Source organism: Kitasatospora sp. NPDC057512, assembly GCF_042802135.1.
Lineage (GTDB): Bacteria > Actinomycetota > Actinomycetes > Streptomycetales > Streptomycetaceae > Kitasatospora.
The window spans coordinates 1-2,650 of sequence record NZ_JBHVET010000951.1; the positions used below are offsets into that span (position 1 = coordinate 1).

The following is a 2,650-nucleotide window of genomic DNA, read 5'->3' on the forward strand; positions in this document are numbered from 1 at the left end:
CGGTAGGGACCGCCGCTCCCGGGTTCGACGACGGCGTCCGAGTCCGGTACGTCGTCGTGGGCCGGGACCGGGGTGCACCTCGCTCCCGTGCCGGTGGCCGCGCTCAGTCGTCGTGGTGGTCCGCCCGCTCCTTCCGGTGGCGGGGGAGCCGGTGGGACTCGACCGGTCGTCCGCCGACGAGGTGCTCGGTGACGATGCGGGCGGCGACAGCCGGGTCGACGTTCCCGTACCAGACGTCGTCCGGCTGCACGCTGACGACGGGGGCCTGGTTGCAGGGGAACTGGCACCCCGTCTGGGTGACGAGCACGTCGTCGTCGCCGAGACCCCGCTCGGTCAGTCCCTGGACCAGGGCGCGCAGTCCCTCCTCCACGCCCTTGGCCGCGCACCGGGGGCCGCGGCACACCAGGACCTGGTGCCGGTGGCCGGGCACCTCCTCCCAGGCCGCGGACGTGAGACCGGGTTCCGAGCCGGTGACGGCCTTCGTCACCGCGGCCACCGTGGCGACCGCGTCCGGCGAGTCGGCGAGGCGGGTCGCGACCAGGAGTTCGGGACGGTGGCCCGCGCGCTCGCGCCACCAGTGCGCGGCGATCCGCCGTAGCCAGGACTGGCCCGGGCCGGAAGCCGTGAGGCGGACGCCGACCAGGACCACGGTCCCGGTGCCCGCGTCGGCCAGCCTGGTCAGCTCGGCCGACAGGGACGGGTCCGCCAGCTGCAGGAACGCGATCGAGGCCCGGTGCGACGCCGCCGTCCGGAGGAGTTCGTCACGACGGACGGCGGCGTCGGCCGACATGCCGACCAGGACCATGGCGCCGCTGTGGGCGGGGGCGTCCGGGGCGGGGGAGGTCATGGCGTCGTCCTCTCGTGGAGCAGTCCGTTCCATCGGATGTGCGGTCTGTCGTGCCGGGGGTGGCGTTCCACGGTGACGTCGACGCCGTAGACGTGCGCGATCGTGCGCGAGGTGAGCACCTCGGCGCCGGGCCCGTGGGCGACCAGCCGGCCGTCGAGCAGGACGGCGACCTCGTCGCAGTAGGCGGCGGCGAGTTCGAGGTCGTGCAGCGCGGCCACCGTGGTGATGCCCAGCCCCCGGACGGTGTCGAGGAAGGCGAGTTGGTGGCGCAGGTCGAGGTGGTTGGTGGGCTCGTCGAGCAGGAGTACGTCGGGCTCCTGCACCAGCGCCCGCGCGAGCTGGACCCGCTGCCGCTCGCCGCCCGACAGCGTCGGCCAGGACCGGTCGAGCAGGTGGCCGACGTCGGCCGCGGCGACGGCGTCGGCGACCACGGCCCGCTCGTGGGCGTCGGCGGCGGAGTCCCCCGGCACGGGCCAGCGGCCGCGGTGCGGCGTGCGTCCGAGCTCGACGACCTGACGGACCGTCAACGACAGCCTGGTGTCGGCCTGCTGCTCCATGAAGGCCACCCGCCGTGCCCGTCGGCGGGCCGTGAGCGCGTGGAGGTCCTCCCCGTCCAGCAGGACCCGGCCCGCGCTCGGCCGGGTCAGTCCGGCGACCGCGCGCAGCAGGGTGGTCTTCCCGGCGCCGTTGGGCCCGAGCAGGCCCGTGACCCGGCCGGGACCGAACGCGAGCGAGACCGCGTCCAGCAGGGTGGCTCCGCCGACGCGCACACCGAGTCCCTCCGCGCGCAGCTCGACGGGCGGCGTCCTCGTCACTGCGCCCTCCCGTCGGCCCGCCCCTGGCGCCACAGCAGCCAGGCGAAGAAGGGTGCTCCGAGCCCGGCCGTGACGACGCCGACGGGGATCTCCCGGTCGGGGAGGACGGAGCGCGCCACGATGTCGCTGCCCACCAGGAGGGACGCGCCCACCAGCGCCGACACGGGCAGCAGGAGGGCGTGGCGCGGGCCGCAGACGAGACGGACCACATGCGGGACGACCAGGCCGAGGAACCCGATGACGCCGGTGTTGGCGACCAGGCACGCGGTCACCAGCGCGGCGGTGGCGACGAGGACCCAGCGGGTGCGCTCGACGTGGACGCCGAGGGAGCGGGCGGCGGTCTCGCCGAAGGCGAAGGCGTCCAGGTCGCGGGCCGAGGAGGCCAGGACCGTGACACCGGCCAGTGCGACCGCCGTCAGGAAGACGGCGGTGGGCCACCGCACGCCGGCGACCGAGCCCAGCGTCCACTCCATGACACCGCGCGCCGCGTTGCGGTCCCCGAGGACCATCACCACGAACGAGGTGTAGGCCCCGCACATCTGCCCGACCGCGATGCCGGCGAGCACGGTCCGGGTGGTCGGCAGCGAGCGGGTGCGCGCGCCGGCCAGGGCCAGGACGACGGCGGTGGCGAGCAGGGCGCCGGCGAAGGCCGCCGTCGCCACCGCGCCGGTGCCCACCGCGCCGGTCACGCCGACGCCGAGGACGATCACGGTGACCGCGCCGGCGGCGGCTCCGTCCGAGATCCCGAGCAGGAAGGGATCGGCCAGGTCGTTCCCGGTCAGCGTCTGCAGCACCGCGCCGCAGACCGCGAGTCCGGCGCCGGTGGCGGCCGCTCCCAGGACCCGGGGCAGCCGCAGCTGCCAGACGATCTGGTCGTCCAGCAGCGTCACGTGCGGGTCGCCCAGTCCGAGGCGGCGCGCCACGACCTCGATCACCGTCCGGACCGACTCGTGCTGCGAGCCCACGGCCAGGCCGAGGAGCACGGTGG

Annotated in this window: 3 protein-coding genes; all 3 read right to left on the reverse strand. The window is 75.7% G+C overall.

Annotation, left to right across the window (positions count from 1 at the left end; genetic code table 11):
* Positions 1-103 precede the first annotated feature (103 nt).
* Entirely contained in the window at positions 104-847 is a 744-nt protein-coding gene (locus ACFU6K_RS36115) for a ferredoxin (RefSeq protein ID WP_380670438.1), read from the reverse strand.
* Positions 844-1,662, reverse strand: a complete 819-nt coding sequence (locus tag ACFU6K_RS36120; RefSeq protein WP_380670440.1) for an ABC transporter ATP-binding protein — start codon at positions 1,660-1,662, stop codon at positions 844-846. The genes ACFU6K_RS36115 and ACFU6K_RS36120 overlap by 4 nt, the downstream gene beginning before the upstream one ends.
* Positions 1,659-2,650: FecCD family ABC transporter permease (locus ACFU6K_RS36125; protein WP_380670442.1), on the reverse strand; the 992-nt coding region annotated here is incomplete at its 5' end. The genes ACFU6K_RS36120 and ACFU6K_RS36125, both read right to left, overlap by 4 nt.